General features: G+C 69.6%; 20 protein-coding genes and 2 tRNA genes. 9 read left to right on the top strand and 13 right to left on the bottom strand.

Annotation, left to right across the window (positions count from 1 at the left end; all coding sequences use genetic code 11):
- Nucleotides 1–109: 109 nt before the first annotated feature.
- From ppgK to ACYVGD_RS03140, 7 genes are all read right to left on the bottom strand, one after another.
- On the bottom strand, nucleotides 110–901 hold the full coding sequence (gene ppgK / locus ACYVGD_RS03110) for a polyphosphate--glucose phosphotransferase (RefSeq protein WP_460741525.1): 792 nt from the start codon (nucleotides 899–901) through the stop codon (nucleotides 110–112).
- Nucleotides 898–2340 carry a PH domain-containing protein gene (locus ACYVGD_RS03115; protein ID WP_460741526.1) on the bottom strand — a complete coding sequence of 481 codons (1443 nt, stop codon included), beginning with the start codon at nucleotides 2338–2340 and terminating at the stop codon, nucleotides 898–900. The genes ppgK and ACYVGD_RS03115 overlap by 4 nt, the downstream gene beginning before the upstream one ends.
- Nucleotides 2337–2858: a PH domain-containing protein gene (locus tag ACYVGD_RS03120; protein ID WP_460741527.1), complete on the bottom strand. Its 522-nt coding sequence runs from the start codon at nucleotides 2856–2858 to the stop codon at nucleotides 2337–2339. The genes ACYVGD_RS03115 and ACYVGD_RS03120 overlap by 4 nt, the downstream gene beginning before the upstream one ends.
- 20 nt (nucleotides 2859–2878) lie before the next feature.
- Entirely contained in the window at nucleotides 2879–3553 is a 675-nt protein-coding gene (locus ACYVGD_RS03125) for a DUF1707 SHOCT-like domain-containing protein (protein ID WP_460741528.1), read from the bottom strand.
- Between the two features lie 92 nt (nucleotides 3554–3645).
- Nucleotides 3646–3719 (bottom strand) — tRNA-Gly (locus ACYVGD_RS03130).
- Nucleotides 3720–3740: 21 nt separating this feature from the next.
- Nucleotides 3741–4352 (bottom strand): type II toxin-antitoxin system PemK/MazF family toxin, encoded by a 612-nt coding sequence (locus tag ACYVGD_RS03135; protein ID WP_460741529.1) that lies wholly within the window; start codon nucleotides 4350–4352, stop codon nucleotides 3741–3743.
- Nucleotides 4353–4423: 71 nt separating this feature from the next.
- A complete protein-coding gene (locus ACYVGD_RS03140; RefSeq protein ID WP_460741530.1) occupies nucleotides 4424–5938 on the bottom strand; it encodes an acetyl-CoA hydrolase/transferase family protein in 1515 nt (504 codons plus the stop codon).
- A gap of 169 nt (nucleotides 5939–6107) precedes the next feature.
- On the opposite strand from ACYVGD_RS03140, the gene ACYVGD_RS03145 reads away from it, so the two are divergent.
- Nucleotides 6108–6178: transfer RNA gene (locus ACYVGD_RS03145), tRNA-Gly, on the top strand.
- A 115-nt stretch (nucleotides 6179–6293) separates the two neighbouring features.
- Here ACYVGD_RS03145 and ACYVGD_RS03150 read toward each other — a convergent pair.
- Nucleotides 6294–7502, bottom strand: a complete 1209-nt coding sequence (locus tag ACYVGD_RS03150) for a tyrosine-type recombinase/integrase (protein WP_460741531.1) — start codon at nucleotides 7500–7502, stop codon at nucleotides 6294–6296.
- Nucleotides 7502–7843 (bottom strand): helix-turn-helix transcriptional regulator, encoded by a 342-nt coding sequence (locus ACYVGD_RS03155; protein ID WP_460741532.1) that lies wholly within the window; start codon nucleotides 7841–7843, stop codon nucleotides 7502–7504. Before ACYVGD_RS03155 ends, ACYVGD_RS03150 begins: the two co-directional genes overlap by 1 nt.
- A 157-nt stretch (nucleotides 7844–8000) precedes the next feature.
- Between ACYVGD_RS03155 and ACYVGD_RS03160 the strand changes: the two genes are divergently transcribed.
- The 8 genes from ACYVGD_RS03160 (at nucleotide 8001) to ACYVGD_RS03195 (ending at nucleotide 11434) form a co-directional block, all read left to right on the top strand.
- The gene (locus tag ACYVGD_RS03160) at nucleotides 8001–8246 is read left to right on the top strand and encodes a hypothetical protein (protein ID WP_460741533.1); all 246 of its coding nucleotides are present in this window, start codon (nucleotides 8001–8003) and stop codon (nucleotides 8244–8246) included.
- Nucleotides 8247–8260: 14 nt separating this feature from the next.
- On the top strand, nucleotides 8261–8488 hold the full coding sequence (locus tag ACYVGD_RS03165; RefSeq protein WP_460741534.1) for a hypothetical protein: 228 nt from the start codon (nucleotides 8261–8263) through the stop codon (nucleotides 8486–8488).
- The gene (locus tag ACYVGD_RS03170) at nucleotides 8485–8694 is read left to right on the top strand and encodes a hypothetical protein (protein WP_460741535.1); all 210 of its coding nucleotides are present in this window, start codon (nucleotides 8485–8487) and stop codon (nucleotides 8692–8694) included. Before ACYVGD_RS03165 ends, ACYVGD_RS03170 begins: the two co-directional genes overlap by 4 nt.
- Nucleotides 8694–8996: a helix-turn-helix domain-containing protein gene (locus ACYVGD_RS03175; protein WP_460741536.1), complete on the top strand. Its 303-nt coding sequence runs from the start codon at nucleotides 8694–8696 to the stop codon at nucleotides 8994–8996. The genes ACYVGD_RS03170 and ACYVGD_RS03175 overlap by 1 nt, the downstream gene beginning before the upstream one ends.
- A 121-nt stretch (nucleotides 8997–9117) precedes the next feature.
- The gene (locus tag ACYVGD_RS03180; RefSeq protein ID WP_460741537.1) at nucleotides 9118–9615 is read left to right on the top strand and encodes a hypothetical protein; all 498 of its coding nucleotides are present in this window, start codon (nucleotides 9118–9120) and stop codon (nucleotides 9613–9615) included.
- A 159-nt stretch (nucleotides 9616–9774) separates the two neighbouring features.
- Entirely contained in the window at nucleotides 9775–10638 is an 864-nt protein-coding gene (locus ACYVGD_RS03185; protein ID WP_460741538.1) for a helix-turn-helix domain-containing protein, read from the top strand.
- A complete protein-coding gene (locus ACYVGD_RS03190) occupies nucleotides 10635–11231 on the top strand; it encodes a hypothetical protein (RefSeq protein WP_460741539.1) in 597 nt (198 codons plus the stop codon). The genes ACYVGD_RS03185 and ACYVGD_RS03190 overlap by 4 nt, the downstream gene beginning before the upstream one ends.
- Nucleotides 11232–11245: 14 nt before the next feature.
- On the top strand, nucleotides 11246–11434 hold the full coding sequence (locus tag ACYVGD_RS03195; protein ID WP_460741540.1) for a hypothetical protein: 189 nt from the start codon (nucleotides 11246–11248) through the stop codon (nucleotides 11432–11434).
- Here the strand turns inward: ACYVGD_RS03195 and ACYVGD_RS03200 are convergent.
- The 4 genes from ACYVGD_RS03200 to ACYVGD_RS03215 are packed head-to-tail and all read right to left on the bottom strand — an operon-like array spanning nucleotide 11431 to nucleotide 13535.
- Nucleotides 11431–11676, bottom strand: coding sequence for a DUF3263 domain-containing protein (locus tag ACYVGD_RS03200; protein ID WP_460741541.1), 246 nt, complete (start codon nucleotides 11674–11676; stop codon nucleotides 11431–11433). The two genes, ACYVGD_RS03195 and ACYVGD_RS03200, sit on opposite strands and share 4 nt — an antisense overlap.
- Nucleotides 11660–12106 (bottom strand): hypothetical protein, encoded by a 447-nt coding sequence (locus tag ACYVGD_RS03205; protein ID WP_460741542.1) that lies wholly within the window; start codon nucleotides 12104–12106, stop codon nucleotides 11660–11662. Before ACYVGD_RS03205 ends, ACYVGD_RS03200 begins: the two co-directional genes overlap by 17 nt.
- Before the next feature lie 40 nt (nucleotides 12107–12146).
- Complete coding sequence (locus ACYVGD_RS03210) at nucleotides 12147–12548, bottom strand: hypothetical protein (protein WP_460741543.1); 402 nt, start codon at nucleotides 12546–12548, stop codon at nucleotides 12147–12149.
- A 57-nt stretch (nucleotides 12549–12605) separates the two neighbouring features.
- The gene (locus ACYVGD_RS03215) at nucleotides 12606–13535 is read right to left on the bottom strand and encodes a hypothetical protein (RefSeq protein WP_460741544.1); all 930 of its coding nucleotides are present in this window, start codon (nucleotides 13533–13535) and stop codon (nucleotides 12606–12608) included.

Below are 13535 nucleotides of genomic sequence, written 5' to 3' on the forward strand. Positions count from 1 at the left end.
CAGCATAAAACCCTACAGACCGGGTGGCAGGTGATCGGCGAGTATCGCTCTGGAATTCCGGGTAACGATCGGGAATCGCCCTGCGTACGCGGTCCCGTGCCGCAGGCCGTCAGGCCTTCGGGTCGAGCGGGGTCCCGGCGTACGTGTCGTTGTCGTGACGGTCGAGCGCGAGCCAGGCCGCGCCGATGATGCCGGCCTTGTTGCGGTGCTGGGCGGGCACGATCTCGCTGTTGAGCTTCAGCTTGGGCAGGAACTTGTCGGAGTCCTTGCTGACGCCGCCGCCGACGACGATGAGGTCGGGCCACAGGAGGCGCTCGACGGTCTCGTAGTAGCGCTGCAGGCGCGGCACCCACTCCTTGTAGGACAGGCCGAGCTTTTCCTTCATGCCGGAGCTGGCCTGGGTCTCGGCGTCGTGACCGTCGATCTCGAGGTGGCCGAGCTCGGAGTTGGGGACGAGGAGGCCCTTGTAGATGAGGGCGGTGCCGATGCCCGTGCCGAGGGTGGTCATCAGGACGAGGCCGGGGTGGTCCTTCGCAGCGCCGAACTTGACCTCGCAGATGCCGGCGGCGTCGGCATCGTTCACGACGAGGACGTCACGCTGGAGGGTGTCCTCGAAGAGCTTCTCGGCCTCGCAGTCGATCCAGGCCTTGTCGATGTTCGCGGCCGACCGCGTACGCCCGTGGGTGACGACCGCGGGGATGGTGATGCCGACGGGCGAGTCCGTGGGCAGGTCGCCGAAGTGGTCGACGATGTCCTTGACGACCTTGGCAACGTTCTTGGGCGTGGACTTCGCGGGGGTATCGATGCGGAGCCGGTCCCGGGCGAAGTCACCCTTCTCGAGGTCGACCGGGGCCCCCTTGATGCCCGATCCGCCGATGTCGATGCCGAGGACGATGCTCATTGCCCGAGCGTATCGAGACCCTGACCGCTCGGTCCACGCCGGGGGGTCTGGAGGCCCAGGTGGGCCTCGGCCGACCTGGCGTACGCGGCCCGCGCGAGCTCTCCCTCCACGAGGGCCCGGGCGATGCCGGGGGCGATGTTCTCGATGGCGAGGTGGACAGGCCCGGGGGTGGTGTCGACGTGGACGGTGCACAGGTCGAGACGGCGCTGCAGCGGGCCCTGGCGCAGGCGTACGGACTGGACCTTGGCGTGCGGCACGATCTGGCGGGTGGGGTTCAAGCGGCCGGAGTCGGAGATGAGGATGCGGTCGTCGAAGCCGTGGCGCAGCGCGGGCTGACCGAGCGGGGCGACCCAGCGGGCGCGGGACGGCGCCTGGAGCAGGAAGACCGCCTCCGTGTCGACGCCGGGCAGCAGCTGGAACAGGGCGAGGCGGACCTGGTCGGCGGACGCGACGGGCAGCAGCATGCTCGACGCGGCGCCCTTGTTGTTCGTGTCGTCGTTGGTGCCGTAGCCGAGCACGTCGATGTCGACGCGGTGGTAGCCGAGCCGTCGCCACAGCCACGACTGGTGGATCCTGATGCCCTGGACACGGTCGATCGGCACGGACTGGCTGGTGAGGTTCGTCAGGCCGCGGGTGATGCGCAGGCCGCGGCCGGTGCGCGCCAGCGTGTAGTTGAACTGGGCGATCACCCGGCGGCTCACCATCGACAGCACGCCGATGACCATGGGCATGAGGCCGCCGGCGACGACGACGAGCTGACCGGCGGCGATGGCCCCCGCGGTGAAGACGGCGGTGACGAGCAACGAGACGATGAACTCGGTGGAGGTGACGAGCCCGAGTACGAGCTGGGCGGGGGTGAGGCGGACGAGGATCTGGTCGTGCGCGGCGAGGTCCTCGAACGCGTTGGCCTGCGGTGCCGCGGCGGCCTCGGCGCGCGTCACGTGGTCGCCGTGGGCGCGGGAGAGCAGGTAGTCGCGGATGGCGTACGCCTTGGGCCGGGACAGGTAGCGCAGGGTCAGGCCCGACTCGCCGCCGCCGGCCTCGATGCGCAGCTCGCAGAGGCCGAAGATGCGGGCGGCGAGCGGCTGGATGACGTCGATGGACTGGACGCGTCGGAACGCGATCCGCTTGGACGAACGGTTCAGCAGGCCCGTCTCGATGCGCAACTCGTCGTCGTCGATGACGAAGCGGGTCATCCACCACGGAATGATCGACACCAGGACCGACAGCACCGCGACGCTGGCCATGACGGCCAGCGGCACCCACCAGGGCACTTGCGAGAGCCCGTCGCGGTTCTTGACGAGCTCGTTGCCGACGGCGGCGACGGCGGCGACGAGGAACACCCAGCCGCGGATCAGTGGCGTCAGCGGGTGGGGGCGCTCGAAGCCCTTTTGGATGGGGCCGCCCGTCGTGGGTGTGTTCTCGGAGGGCTCGCTCACAGTCCCGACGTCCTGGTCTCGGCCCGCTCGGTGAGGCGGTCACGCAGACGGGAGGCCTCCTGCGGGGGCAGGCCGGGGATCCGGGCGTCGGTCGACGCGGATGCTGTGACCAGCTTGACGGTGGCCAGGCCGACCATGCGCTCGAGCGGCCCGGACTCGACCTCGACGACCTGCATGCGCCCGTACGGCACGGCTGTGAGCCGACGGAACATGACCCCGTGGGTGACCCACAGGTCGTCGGCGAGCTCGGCGTACCCCCAGGAACGCCAGAGGCGTCCCATGGCGAAGCAGCGCCACCCCGCCACGATCAGGCCGACGAGCACGACGGGCAGCGCCCACTCCCACCGTTCAGTGAACAGCCACACGGCGACGGCCGGGAGGGCGAACAGCACCAGCCAGGTCGTCAGCGCGCTGATCCGGCGGATGGTGCGCCACCGCGGCGAGATCGGCTGCCACGCGACGTGCGGCGGCGCGAACAGCTCGTCGGGCTCGATGGTGGGCGGCGCGGTGTCGGACATGCCCCCAGCCTATTGAGGGCTCAGCGCCCGCGCTCGAGGCGTCGGCGCTCCCTCCGCCGGTCCCGCTCGATCTCCTTGCCGGGCCCGCGCACCTCCGAGCCGCCCATCAGCGCGACTCCCTTCAGCGTGATGCGGGGGCCGTCGCCGGCGACGGTGTGCTTCACGTCGTTGCCGCCCATGATCCCGACGGTCTCGTCGTTCACGGTGACGCCGGCGGGGACCTTTATCTCCAACCCGCCCATGCAGCAGTACGCGTTGATCGTGACGTGGTCGGTCTCGAACTCGGCCTCGGTCATGTCGAGGGTGGCGCCGCCCATGAGTGCGTACACGTTGATCACGCTCGGCACGCGCCAGTGGCCCTTGCGGGTCGAGCCGCCCATGATGCCGACGACGGTGATCGGGCCGGACGAGCCGCCCACCGGGCGGATCGACGGCACGGCGGCCGGGGCCGGTGCGGGCGCCTGCAGCAGGGGCGCGTCGATGGGAACGAGGTCGCGGGTGAGGGGCACGAGGTCGTCGAAGGTCCGGGCCTCCTGGGCCTGAGTGACGCGTTCCTCGTGCTCGTCGAGGGTCAGCCGACCCTCGCTGTAGGCGGCGGACAGGAGCCCGATGACCTGGTCGCGGTCCGCATCGCTGGCGCGCAGGTCTCCGCCCACGATGGGGCCGACGTCGGAAGGTTCGCTCGGGTGGGTCATGAGGCCAGCCTAGGCGCGCCACGGGGGCACGTCTGCAGGTTCGATCCGGGACCAGGGTGGGCTCAGGGTCGCCCCGGAGTCGCATGATCGAGTGGAGCGGGCGGCAAGAATCGCACTCACGTCTCCCCAATGGAATTGGGGTGTTCTGCTACTGAACTACGCCCGCAGAAGTGGCAACTGTAGCGGGTCAGGTGGTGTGCTGTCTGATCTCACCCGCCACGGCGTCGAAGATCCTCTTCTCGAGGCGTACGCCGCGGCGGCGTACCCGGTCGGGGTCGACGCGTACGACACGGTTGAGCCGGGCCTCCGAGGGCCGGCCGCTCGAGTCCCACGGGCCCGAGCCGATGTCCATCCAGTGGCGGCCGGCGCGGGCCTCCTGGTCGGCGTCGCGGTCGTGGTCCTTGCTGGTCAGGGGTACGCCGAGCAGCCATGGCTGGTCGCGGCCGATGAGCAGCACGGGGCGTTCCTTGCCCTGCGAGTGGTCCTCCTCGAACGGCACCCAGGCCCATACGACCTCCCCGGGGTCGGGCAGCGCGCCCTCGACGGGCGCGTACTCGATCGGTGGGCGGCCCGTGAAGTCACCGGGGTAGTCGGGGATCGGCTCGGCTGTGCCGCGGCGGGCGTGGCGCTGGGTGGGGAAGGCGTCCTGATCGGTGGCGCGGCCGCGGGGTGGCTCGGGCTTGGGGCGCGGCTGGGGCGACGGGACGCGCGCCAGCGTACGCCTCCCGCCACGATCTCGGGCGGGCGTACGCGAGCCCTGGCCCATGAAGTCACGGACGACTTGCAGCAACTTCCCCATGACTCCAGTGTGGCATCCGCCGCAATCGTCGCGGCCGGCCGGAGCGTCGCTCCGACCGGCTGGCAGGCGGATCAGGACTGGCGCATCGAACCAGTCTTGAGGAAGTTCTGGTGCCACGACAGCGCGGTCGCGAGGTCGTGCGGCGTCTGCTTGCCGTTGGCCATCTTGTCGGCGCGCTCGACGTACTCCAGCAGGGCGTCCTTGTAGTCGGGGTGGGCGCACTTGTCGATGATCACCTTGGCGCGCTTGCGCGGGGCCAGACCGCGCAGGTCGGCGAGGCCCTGCTCGGTGATGATGACCTGCACGTCGTGCTCGGTGTGGTCGACGTGGGAGACCATAGGCACGATCGCCGAGATCTGGCCGCCCTTGGCAGTCGACGGGCTGACGAACGTCGAGATGTACGCGTTGCGCGTGAAGTCGCCCGATCCGCCGATGCCGTTCTGGATCTTCGAGCCCATGATGTGGGTCGAGTTGATGTTGCCGTAGATGTCGGCCTCGATCAGGCCGTTGCACGAGATGACGCCGAGGCGGCGGATGACCTCGGGATGGTTCGAGATCTCCTGCGGGCGCAGGATGATCTTCTCGCGGTAGTGGGCGGCCATGTTGTTCATGCGCTCGGCGGCCTCGGGCGACAGCGAGAACGCGGTCGCCGACGCGGTCGTGAGCTTGCCGGAGTCGATGAGGTCGACCATGCCGTCCTGGATGACCTCGGTGTAGGAGGTCAGGTTCTCGAACGGGCCCTCGGCGAGGCTGGCGAGCACCGCGTTGGCGATGTTGCCCACTCCCGACTGCAGCGGCAGCAGGTTCTTCGGTACGCGTCCGGCCTTGACCTCGAGCTCGAGGAAGTCGAGCAGGTGGGCGGCTATGCGCTTCGAGTCGTCGTCGAGCGACTTGAACGGCGTGTTGCGGTCGGCGTCGTTGGTCTCGACCACGGCGACGACCTTGGTGGGGTCGATGCGGTAGGTCGGCTGGCCGATGCGGTCGGCCGTGTGGTTGATGTCGACCGGACGACGGTTCGGGGGCAGCGCGGTGCCGTAGTAGATGTCGTGCATCCCGAACAGTTCCTCGGACTGCCACTGGTTGACCTCGAGGATGACCTGGTCGGCGACGTCGATCCACGTCTTGTTGTTGCCGACCGAGGACGACGGGATGAGCTCGCCGTCCTCGGTGACACCGGCGACCTCGATGAGGGCCGTGTCGAGCTTGCCAAGGAAGCCCTCCCACACCTGCTGGGCGACGTGGCTGAGGTGGACGTCGATGTATTCCATCGTGCCGGCGTTGATCTTGGCGCGCGTCACGGGATCGGACTGGTAGGGCAGGCGCAGCTCGATGCCGTCGGCCTCGGCGAGCGCGCCGTCGAGCTCGGGGGCGGTGGACGCTCCGGTCCACACGCCGACGCGGAACTGCTCCCCGCGGGCCGTCGCCTCGCGGATCTTCTGGGCGAGGGCGACCGGCACCTCCTTGGGGTAGCCGGCGCCGGTGAAGCCAGACATGCCGACGTTGGTGCCCGGGCGGATGAGCGCTGCGGCGTCCTCGGCGGACATCACCTTCTTGCGAAAGGCCTCATTCTTGATGCGGTTCGACATGTGTGTGCGACTCCCTTGGCGTGCCGAATGTGTCTGTGTCCACGCTATCCATCAGGTCAGCGCAGGCGCAGGGGATCCGGTGTGATGGTTGTCTCGACGCCGCGTACGCTGGTTGTGGCCCAGAGCCGTCGTGTCGGCTACGATGGGTGCTCGGTCGCAGCGCGACCACGCGAATGTAGTTCAATGGTAGAACATCAGCTTCCCAAGCTGAATACGCGGGTTCGATTCCCGTCATTCGCTCTGACTAGGCAGAACGCCATATCCGACCCCCGACAGGAAGCCTGTCGATGCCGTTTAGGTGTCGAAAACTGGACGGATTGCGGCTAATCGCCGGCGCCCTGACCGCTGATTCTCCTCACGACGCCTGCCCCTCCACGTAGGTGGCGAGCTGGTCGGCCGGCGCGAGGGCGTCTAGCACCGTGCGCACATCGGGGGCGAGGAGGGACCGCTCGACGTAGTGGCGGCGGGTGACGTCGGTCCCGGCATGGCCCAGCTGCTCCGATGCCGTACGCAGGTCCGCTTCGGCGTCGATGAGCGTGGCGACCGTGTCGCGGAACGTGTGCGGCGTGACCCACTCCAGCTCGACGCCGGCGCGGATCTTCCCCAGGACGGCCCGGAACGAGTTCGGGTCGCGTACGCCACCGGTCTGGGAGGGGAACACGAGCTGCTGCAGTGTGGCCGGCCGTTCGAGCTTCCGCCGCCGCAGCGCGTCGACCACGAACTTCGGCGCGGTGAGCACCCGGTGCGACGTCGCCGTCTTGCCGTGGTCCTGCCGCTCGGGGCCGTGCTCGCCGCGCACGATCGTCCCGGAGACCACGATCGTGCCCGCCTTGAGGTCGACGTCCGGCCAGCGCAGCGCGAGGACCTCACCGATGCGCGCACCGGTGCCTAGGAGGACCTCGACGACGTCGGCCGCGTCCGAGCGGGGCGGCCCGGTCGTGTAGGCCGGGATCCCCCGGTAGGCGACCCCGCGATCCCAGGCGACCGCCCCGGCCCGCAGCTCGCGTACCTGCTCGAGCGTGAGCGCCCGGGGCCCCTTCGTCTTAGCCCGCGCGACAGGGCCGGCGTCCTTGACCGGGTTCGTCGGGATCGCCCCGTGGCGTACGGCGAGCCCGAGGGCGTTCGACAGGACCGCGCGTGCGTTCTGCGCTGCCCCCGGCCCGACCTTGCGGCCGAGCGTGCGGAGCAACCCGTCGACGCGCGCCACGGTCACCTCCCGCAGCGTGACTTCCTGCAGCGCCGGAGTGAGGTGCCTGTCAATCGTCGTCTGGTAGCGCCGCCTCGACTGGACGGCGAGGTCCGCGTCGGCCAGCCACAGCGTGATCGCGTCCCCGACGAGCGAGTCAGCCGTGAGGTCGGTCGTCAGCCCGCCGGGCCGCGCGCGGCGCTGCATCTCCTCCACGAGCGCCGCCTTCGCCGCTGCCTTCGACCGGCCCGTCTTCGCCACCCGGCGCGTGACCCCGTCGAGGTCGCGGAACCTGGCCCTGGCGCGTACGCGGCCCGACGACGTCGGCTCGGTCCAGATCTCGCCCCACGAGCCGATCGGGAGCCTGGGGCGCGCCATCAGGACCTCCGGCCCCGTGACGCCAGGACGGCGAGGATCGCCTCCGCCAGCTCGAGCGACCCGTTGTCCATGGCCTCGAGGTGCCCGTACGCCCGTGCGAGCGCCTCGTCGCGCGATGGATCCCCGGCCCGTGCGCTGGCGGCGAGGTCGGCCATCGACAGGCCGAGCCCCCGGGACAGCTTGCGGAGGGTCTCCTGGGTGACGGTCTGCGACCCGTGCCGGCCGGTCGCCAGCTGGTACACGCGCGCCTTCGACAGCCCGCACCCCTCGGCCATCTGCCCATAGGACAGGCCCGATCGCTCGCGGTACTCCGACAGCAGCTCCGACAGTGTCTTACTCACGCCCCGATCGTACACCGAAGCCGTGCAATGCGATAGACGCCACAGTGAACGCGCGCGTCGACATGCCGGTCCGGGCACTTGCCCATCACCGCCAAGGCGTTTACCGTGGCGTATATCGGGATACACGCTCGCCCTGCGTACCCCGGAAAGGACCACCGTGGACAGCACCAAGCCGACCTACCTCGTCGCCCGCACCGACCGCGACGGCCGCAACGCCGTCGACTCCGCCATGGGCGGACTCTCCGTACGCGCACTCGCCCGCACCACTGACATCACCCCCGGGATGATCCAGCGCGTACGCACTACAGGCCGCATCCGCATCGAGTGGGCCATCCGCATCGCAGACGCCCTCGCCGTCCGCCCATCCCGCCTCTTCCAGCGCGCCGACGGCCGCCCCCTCTGACCCCAAGGACCACCATGCCCTGCTCCGCCCTCGCCGTCCTCAACGGCACCCTCGGCTTCGCCACCGACAGCAACGGCCAGCCCATCCTCGACCAGCCACTCGTCCCCGAGTGCCGCTACGCCACAGTCACCGCCCACCGGCACCCCGGCGACGCCGCACTCGCCGGGCCAGAACCGACCGCGTACGAGCCGACCCCCACCTGCGCCCACTGCGGCCAGACCCAGCCCGGAGGCCTCCCATGAGAATCCAGCTCACGGGCGGCGCGCTCGACGGCGCCCACGTCGCACTCTCCGACGACATCGACTGCCTCGCCCTGGTCGTGATCCACCGCCCAGACGACGCGACGATCCGCGCCGACATCGCGGCCTCCGACCGCATCAGCAAGGGCGACGCGGTGAAGCTCCTCGGCCGCCTCGCACTCCGCATCGCCACGCATCGGGGGGACTGATGAGCGACCCCACCATGGTCTTCGACGCCGGCACCGCCACCACCATCACGCTCGCGACCGGGCAGACCATCGACGTCACCGACTCCGCAGTCTGGGTCTCCCGCACCGCCACCGGCTGGCGCGGCGTCCCACATCTCCTCACCGCCGCGCAGGTCGCCGTCGCGCTCGGCTGCAAGGAGTGGAAGGTCGGCCAGCTCGTCCGCGACGGCGAGCTCCCATACATCCTCGTCGGAAGCGTACGCCGCTGGCACCCCGACGACGTCGCGGCGTACATCGCCGCCAACCGCAGGCGCGCCACATGAGCCGGCCCTGCACCTGGTGCGGCCACGACCCGCACGACGACGAGTGCCCCCGAACCATCCAGACCGCCAACGGCAAGAGCGGTCCCACCACCAAGCCCTGCCCCTGCGCGAGGAGGACCACATGACGACGAGCCAGTACGCCAAGGACACCACCGTCCCCGTCGAACGGTCCCGCGCCGAGATCGAGCGCACCCTCGCGCGCTACGGCGCGGCCGAGTTCATGTACGGCTGGTCCGGCACTCAGGCCGTCGTCCAGTTCGCCGCCAACGGCCGCCGCATCCGCTTCGTCCTCCAGCTCCCCGACCGTGACGACCCTCGGTTCACGCGTACGCCCGCCCGCGGGACCCGGCGTACCCCCGCCCAGGCCGAGCAGCAGTGGGAGCAGGCATGCCGCCAGTCGTGGCGCGCCCTCGCGCTCGTCATCAAGGCGAAGCTCGAGGCCGTCGCGTCCAACATCTCCACCTTCGAGGAGGAGTTCGCCATGTGGACCGTACTCCCGGACGGGCAGACCGCCGCGGACCACGTCCTTCCCGCGATCGAGGAGGCGTACGCTACCGGCGCGCTCCCCCCGATGCTGCCGACATACCCGCGCGCGCTGCCCTCGGGAGGCGGCTCATGAGTGCCCTCATCGTTCCGGTGCCGTTCGCAGATGCCGCCCCTCTCCTCTGGGAGGCGCCGTGAACGACAACCCGGCCCCGCCGCTGGGCTGCGCGACCGTCGCGTTCCTAGTCATCGCCCTGGCGATCATCCTCGCCGCGCTCATGTCCGGAGGTGCCCTGTGAGCCTCCACGCCACCGTCTGGGCCCTCAAACACGCCGAGGTCGGCGACCCCATCGCCAAGCTCATCCTGATCGGGCTGGCCGACCACGCACGCGACGACGGCACCGCAGCGTTCCCCTCGCAGGCCACCCTCGCCGCGTACGCCGAGACCACCACCCGCACCGTCCGCACCAAGCTCGCCCTCCTCGAGGACGCCGGCCTCATCCGACGCGGCGACCAGCGCCTCGTCAACCACATCCAGGGCAACCGCCGCCCAATCGTGTGGGACCTCGGCTACGCCCCCCAGAACGCCAACATCGAGGACGAGAACACGCCCTGCTGGGCGGAAGCACCTTCCCCCCAACAGGGCGGAAGCACCTTCCGCGCGGAAGCACCACGTCACTCAGACCGGAAGCTGTCTTCCTACAAACCATCCAAGAACCCTCCTTTCAAGACTGGGGAGGGAATCTCACCTAGCGCGCCCGCGCGCGAGACCCCCACCCCCACCACCGATGATGAGCACATCCCGCCCCAGCGCGACCTCGGCGGCGTACGCCGCGAGGTCGGCGACCCCGCCTGGCGCGACGACCGATGCCCCACACACCAGCACGACCAGTCCCCGCCACCCTGCGGAGCCTGCAAGGACGCCCGGCTCGCCGTCGAACGCGCCGCCGCCGAACGCGTACGCGCCGACACCGCCGCCCACGCCGAGGCCGAGGCCGCGAAACGGGCAGCGCTCCGCAGCGCAATCCGGTCCTGCACCCTCTGCGACGACCGCGGCTACCGCGGCGCCGCGCTGTGCACCCACGACCCCGCCCTCGACGACGTCCGCGTACGCGGCGCCACCATCGCCCGCACCAGACTCCGAGGAGGGGACGAGTGAGCGACGCACGCCTCACCTGGACCAGCGACCGCGACGACCGCGCCCGCGCCGCCGCCGAACGCACCAACGTCGCGATCTCCCAGCTCTCCCAGCGCTACCAGGAACTCCCGCAGATCCTGCAGGCCGTCTCCCGCCCCGACGGCGCCCGCCGCCCACCTGGCCCCCGCTCCCCGCTACGCATCGACGCACAGTCCCTCATCATCGAGATCACCAAGACGTCGATCACGCTCGTCGACCAGGCCGCCGCCGCGCTCAACGTACGCCGCCCCCACACCAGCGTCCGGGGCCGCACCGACGGAGCACGAACCCTGTCCCGGCTCCTGCTCCTCAGCTCATGGTCCGAGCACCTCCACACCACCCAGCCCACCACCGCACGCGACGTCTCCCACCGCATCTGGTCCCTGAACGTCTCCGCCGGCCGAGTCCTCGGCCTCACCACCGGCGCCTTCCGCATCGACGAGCCCTGCCCCGACTGCGGCCTCACCTCCCTGTGGGCAGACCCCGAGACCCTCACCGTCGCCTGCGGCATCCCCGAGTGCGCCTACCGCTACTCCATCACCGGCGCCATCACCCGCCACACCACCAGCGCATGACCCAGGACCGCACCATGACCGACCCCATCCTCGAGGCCGTCGCCGAGGGAGAACGCCGCGCGCTGCGCGAGTGGCAGCAGGAGCATCCCGAGCCGTGCGGCGACTGCGAGTGGACCATCACCCTCATCAAGGACTGGTCAGGCGGCCTCGTGGTGGAGAGCCGCAAGCTGTTCCCTTGCGCCCGGCACGGCGGCCCCGCCTAGCCGTCGTCGATGCCGGCCGTACGCAGCGACCGCGCCGTACGCCGCGCCTCCGCGACCCTCCGCAACCGGTTGACCCGGCCGGGGAACTCCGCCAGCAGCTCCGGCGACGGATTCGACACCAGACGATTCAGGATCTGGTGAAACCTGGGCGACGTCATCCCCAGCTGCAGCGCCGCCTCCTCACGCTGACGCACCGGCAGCTCCGCCGCCTCCATGATCGCCCTGTCACGCTCCGACAGCATCGAACACCGCCTCCATCCGCCGCACCAGGTACGCCCGCTCCGCCGGATGCAGATGCTCCAGCCGCGCACGGACCGTGTCCTCGTCACACCACAACTCGTCGGCCACCCCAGCCACGTCCTCGCTCCCCGCGGCGTACGCCCACACGAGCGCGTCGCCGAGCTCGACGATCCCGATCAGCCGCCGGGCCGCCTCCCGCCGCACGATGGCCTCCTCACGCTCGGCGAGGAACGGATCGCGGGGGAGCGGGCCCCGTTCGATGTGGAGCAGCTCGTGCGCGATCGTGCACCGACGCTCAGCCTGCAGCAGCCACGAGTGCAACGTGACCGTCCGCGTCTTCCAGCACGTCAACCCCCACACGCCAGACGGGAGCACAGCGAACCTCAACTCCCACGCAGTGTGACGGGCGAACTCGGCCCACGGGTGATACATGCCCCCATCATCAGATCGCCGGCTGACAATTCTCCCGCCGTCAGCCGGAGCCCTCGGTTTGGACCGTGTAGGCGAAGAAGTCCAAGGCTCGTAGGGTGCTCGCCAGCGACACACCGAACGCGCCAAGCCCAATTCCGCAGGACCACGCTGGGAAAGGCTTCGCCAGCCACACACCGACCAGAGCCACAACAGTGGACAGCAGGACAACCCCGATGCACCACTGCCACGCCCGGGCGAGCTGCTTGCCGTGCTTCCTGCGGGTCTTGGCCAGCTCGGGAGAGGTCGACTGAGCCATGAACGTCAGAGAGAAGGTAACCAAGGCGACAAGCATGGCTTCGACCGACGCAACCGCGGTGAGTAGGGCGCGGACGCTCTCCGTCTCGCGGGGGACAGGCAAGAGGACCGTAGCGCCCAAGGCGGCCCCGAGGAGGTCGAGCCACACGTGGTCACGCCTGAAGGTCCTGGCGCGCTGAGCCTGCTTCCTCCACCACCACATGGGTTATCCCTCGCTCTCGATCCTCCTAACCAACTCTGCCACCTCATCATTGCGCTCGTCCCTGACATTCCGCACCGCCTCGAGCGCAGCCTCCGGTCCCGCTGTTCCTGCGATCTCCACAGACATGACCATGTTGTGATTCAGCAGGTCCATCACTTGGTCACCGACTTGGGGGTCAAGAGAGTAGGCATGCAGCTTCTTGAGCCGCCGTCTGTCCAGTCCGTTGGCGAGCCCTTTCAGATTGCGCATCCCGTCCGGGTTCTTCGAAGGGCGCTTCACACGAATCCTCAGTTCCACGCTGAGCTCCGCGTTCACGAGGTCGCTAACGTGTCCCATCGCCTCACCCAACGTCTGTGGCTCCACGTCCAAGCCGAGTCCTGGGGGCAGCACGTCCGTGGTGATGTGCAACTTACTGAGCTCGGTGGCGGCCCGAAACCGTTCGAGGTCTGGGGCTGACGTCAAGGCCGACGCGACCCATTCGCCGTCCTTTTGCGGGTTCAGATAGTTGGCGAGAGAAGCAACGGCGCCCGAGTTAGGGGCGCCCACGGCAGCCCCGAGCATCACGAAGGCGTTGCAGTTGAAGAAGGCAGCCACGTTGATCCGAGCGAGATAGTTCTCTGCGGTCTCTTGCTCGAGTGGCTGGAACGTCCCTGCGTCGCTGCGGAGGCGGAAGTCGTCGGAATGGACTGGGCGTCCGAGAAGCACGGCGCCTTCTCCGGAGCCCTCTACTTCATACTTGACGTCCGTCCCGAACCCAAAGATCCCATTCTTCGAGTCGATGAGAGCCCGCCAGTCGACGACGGGCGGGGTCCGGCTCGCTGACTTTCGCCAGTGGAAAGCCAGGCGATAGAACTGGACCTTCTTGGTGACGTGCCGAGGCGTCGCCGCAGGGCGTTCCTCGTCCGGGTCTTGGGAGATCTGATCCTCGGCCAT

This window comes from Mariniluteicoccus endophyticus, assembly GCF_054780035.1.

Excerpts from the sequence above, each read along its gene's own strand:
- ppgK (WP_460741525.1), bottom strand. The coding sequence starts at position 901 with ATGAGCATCGTCCTCGGCATCGACATCGGCGGATCGGGCATCAAGGGG.
- ACYVGD_RS03120 (WP_460741527.1), bottom strand. The coding sequence starts at position 2,858 with ATGTCCGACACCGCGCCGCCCACCATCGAGCCCGACGAGCTGTTCGCG.
- ACYVGD_RS03125 (WP_460741528.1), bottom strand. The coding sequence starts at position 3,553 with ATGACCCACCCGAGCGAACCTTCCGACGTCGGCCCCATCGTGGGCGGA.
- ACYVGD_RS03135 (WP_460741529.1), bottom strand. The coding sequence starts at position 4,352 with ATGGGGAAGTTGCTGCAAGTCGTCCGTGACTTCATGGGCCAGGGCTCG.
- ACYVGD_RS03140 (WP_460741530.1), bottom strand. The coding sequence starts at position 5,938 with ATGTCGAACCGCATCAAGAATGAGGCCTTTCGCAAGAAGGTGATGTCC.
- ACYVGD_RS03150 (WP_460741531.1), bottom strand. The coding sequence starts at position 7,502 with ATGGCGCGCCCCAGGCTCCCGATCGGCTCGTGGGGCGAGATCTGGACC.
- ACYVGD_RS03165 (WP_460741534.1), top strand. The coding sequence starts at position 8,261 with ATGCCCTGCTCCGCCCTCGCCGTCCTCAACGGCACCCTCGGCTTCGCC.
- ACYVGD_RS03170 (WP_460741535.1), top strand. The coding sequence starts at position 8,485 with ATGAGAATCCAGCTCACGGGCGGCGCGCTCGACGGCGCCCACGTCGCA.
- ACYVGD_RS03175 (WP_460741536.1), top strand. The coding sequence starts at position 8,694 with ATGAGCGACCCCACCATGGTCTTCGACGCCGGCACCGCCACCACCATC.
- ACYVGD_RS03180 (WP_460741537.1), top strand. The coding sequence starts at position 9,118 with ATGACGACGAGCCAGTACGCCAAGGACACCACCGTCCCCGTCGAACGG.
- ACYVGD_RS03195 (WP_460741540.1), top strand. The coding sequence starts at position 11,246 with ATGACCGACCCCATCCTCGAGGCCGTCGCCGAGGGAGAACGCCGCGCG.
- ACYVGD_RS03200 (WP_460741541.1), bottom strand. The coding sequence starts at position 11,676 with ATGCTGTCGGAGCGTGACAGGGCGATCATGGAGGCGGCGGAGCTGCCG.
- ACYVGD_RS03205 (WP_460741542.1), bottom strand. The coding sequence starts at position 12,106 with ATGTATCACCCGTGGGCCGAGTTCGCCCGTCACACTGCGTGGGAGTTG.
- ACYVGD_RS03215 (WP_460741544.1), bottom strand. The coding sequence starts at position 13,535 with ATGGCCGAGGATCAGATCTCCCAAGACCCGGACGAGGAACGCCCTGCG.